The organism is Oleiphilus sp. HI0128 (genome assembly GCF_001635365.1).
On sequence record NZ_LWGG01000948.1, the window covers coordinates 1 to 3,084 of the forward strand.

The window sequence follows — 3,084 nt, forward strand, 5'->3', positions numbered from 1 at the left end:
TTGCTACCCCACAAATAAACAGTAGCCTCTGATTTTACTTTAATATCAACTTGATCGACTGTGTAATAAGCCCAAAGAGCACCTAGCCGGTAACACATTGAACAATTACAACTGGTAATTGATTCTAGTAGCATGTCTGCTGTTATAACGATATTACCGCAATGACAAGTAGCTTTGACCATGTTTCCTCCTTGAACACTTAACGCCTTGCTAAGCGGAGAGCGCTAGCGAGTCCAGTGGAGGCCGTCTTTTGGCCGGAACGATGCTTGAGCAATTTGTTAGGCTACCTGAAATTTTTAAGAACTTTGTATTTAATACTTTGGTTGGTGGCATTAATGATTTCTAGTAACGCCCCCTTGTAACCTATTACATTAGACTCGTTTAAATCGTACTCAACATCATTTGAGAAGGCTGGTCTAGCCTTATTATTAGAAAACTCTCGATAGCTAATATTGACTTTATTTCCGATTTTTCCAGAGTAAAGTAGTGTTTGCTGAAAAGATAACATGTCATTGTTTGTGTGTTTGGTGATGTCATAGTCAGCATCTGAGCAAACTGTACCACCAAACGCAGAAACACCGCAGATTTCCTTTTCGTTATGATCAATATACATACCGCCATAGGGATCAGCTAAGGTACTTTTTTGGACCATTCCATAGTTCGTTGGAGCGTAAAATACTTTGTTCCCGCTGTATCCGACTTGGGTGTATATACCAGGAGAAAAAGTGTAAGAGCCGAGCAAACCTACTGAGGTTGTATACTTCAGAGATATTGCATTGACAGTTTTCTTGCTGCCTTTTGCGAGCATTTCCTCGCCAACGAAAGCAGTTGTTTCAGTGCCAATTGCGGGGTAATCAATTAGTGTTTCTTCTATTCCTCCACCATTCTTCTTCAACGAAGTACATCCAGAAAGAACTATTAATGCTATTAAAATTCCTATCGTCTTCATACTTAATCCGGTTTCTGGTTAATGAATAAGCCTAACGCTGCCAACAACGGCAGACTTGTAGTTGTGATTTTTGTGCCATAATGGCGAAGCCATGCACAAAAAGCGCGGCTGCAAGGCTGTCCAAACCACGAAGTGGTTGATGTTGCTTGGCCTTGTTAGTTGTACGGTTGCCTAGATAGTTATTTAGAACGATCCATTCCCCGATCACAACGATTTTAAAATTCTGATCTTTTGTTTGGCCTTCTACTCTCGCTTGATCAGGATGAGAATGATACTGATGATACCTAATACAATGCTGCTAACGAAGTGGCCATAAATAGAACGGGGTATTATGCCCCTATTCAATGCCGAATAATGTGACGAAAAGAACAATACATTCAGCCCTTCAATCTTCGGGGATTAAAACAACTAACGCCCAGCACAACGGAGGAGCGAAAGTGGCTGCTTTTTTGGAACAAAAAAGATGCGACTTTTGCGGAGTCCGTTGGTGCTGCTGGTTATGTTTTTAATTTCTAGATTTCCATTCATTGAGTGCGATTTCCAATTCTTTAGCAATGGGCGAAGCACCAAGGCTTTTGCTTTTTGATGATTCTGGATTACTACGTATGTTACTCGCAAGCTGTTTTATGAATGCAACACCTTTGGCCTTATAGTGGTCTATTTCGGCTTTACTAAGTACTACTTCGACCGTATAAATACCAACAGAGCCACAAACTACTGACAAAATAAAGTTTTCGTTGTGGCGGAGTAATGTCCAGCTCCAGTTTTCTATTTCGACCTTTTCCATGACCACCTAGAGAACATAACGCTTTTATAAACGGCGCACGGCTCTATCGTGCGTCCAACGCAGGCCACGTCTCTTTGTGGCCGGAGTGATGTTTGATGAACTGGTTAGATGTTTTAGAACACCCAACTAAACCAAACACCACGTTAAAACCTAAGTGCTTGCCTTGAGACAAAAACACCATAGATGGCGACTTTACCGGACTTCCTAGGAACACACCACCGACGAAGCCTCTACAAATAAAAATGTGCCTGAGAAGCTTGAACAGCAGAGCGGAACAGTTGGAAACCGTACCACCTACCCTAAAAATTTAAACGGAAAGATGCCAGATTAGAAACGTGCATTCCTTGCCGAATATTGAGCCTTAACCTTTAAGGCAAAAAAAACATTTAACGCCTGTAGCTGCGGCCGAGCGAAGCGAAGTCCAGCCATAGCGTCTTTTTGCTGGGGCGAGACAGGCTACACTTGTTAGATTAAAACAGCCCCATTTTCTCGTTAATTGAGCGGCCATCGTTATTTCTATCTGCGATATAAAGAGAAAACAATAACAATAATATTGCCACAAAACCAAGACCGTAAAGTAATAATACAGCTATAGACACCCTTGCAATGTAAGCCGATGTTTTTGTTTTTATATACCTATAAAGAATACCGATTATTGCCACAGATATTAAAATTGAAGCAATTGTATTAATGCTGCCCCGGCCATTATCAAAGCCGACTCCCAACAAAACAATAATGAGCGGTGAAGCAGAAACTGCTATATTTTTAAGGTTGATTGGCCGAAAATTGAACTGCTGTTCACAACGCTCATTGAATTCGAAAGTAGCTTTCTTACCAAAATAAAAAGCGGCTACACAAACAACTACCGCCAAAACCAATAGTGTAATTTCCATATTATCTCCTATAAAAATCTAACGCTTACATAAAGGGCCGGCGCGTCGCGACGGTCCAGCCCAAACTTGTTTGGGCGATCTTTGATGTACTGGTTAGATGTTTTGATACACCCAACAACCCAAACGCCACGTTGTGTAGCCGAAGGCGAAACTTGAGTACCTGCCTGCGACTAAAATATATGAGTTGATGACTTTACCGGATTCCCTAGGAACACACCACCAACGAAACCTCTACAAATTAAAATGTACCTGAGAAGCTTAAACAGCGGAGCGGAACAGTTGGAAACCGTACCACCTACCCTAAAAATTTAAACGGAAAGATGCCAGATTAGAAACGTGCATTCCTTGCCGAATATTGAGCCTTAACCTTTAAGGCAAAAAAACATTTAACGCTTTTATAAACGGCGCACGGCTCTATCGTGCGTCCAACGCAGGCCACGTGTTTTTGTGGCCGG

Annotated in this window: 3 protein-coding genes and 1 pseudogene; all 4 read right to left on the minus strand. The window is 41.7% G+C overall.

Annotated features, from left to right (window positions below):
* Positions 1-182: pseudogene (locus A3763_RS29655) on the minus strand (aldehyde-activating protein); the annotation flags it as partial.
* A 101-nt stretch (positions 183-283) separates the two neighbouring features.
* Positions 284-895, minus strand: a complete 612-nt coding sequence (locus tag A3763_RS15465) for a hypothetical protein (protein ID WP_082880484.1) — start codon at positions 893-895, stop codon at positions 284-286.
* 559 nt (positions 896-1,454) lie between these two features.
* Positions 1,455-1,736: a hypothetical protein gene (locus A3763_RS15470; protein ID WP_068633550.1), complete on the minus strand. Its 282-nt coding sequence runs from the start codon at positions 1,734-1,736 to the stop codon at positions 1,455-1,457.
* A gap of 470 nt (positions 1,737-2,206) precedes the next feature.
* Positions 2,207-2,629, minus strand: a complete 423-nt coding sequence (locus tag A3763_RS15475; RefSeq protein WP_068633967.1) for a hypothetical protein — start codon at positions 2,627-2,629, stop codon at positions 2,207-2,209.
* Positions 2,630-3,084 lie beyond the last annotated feature (455 nt).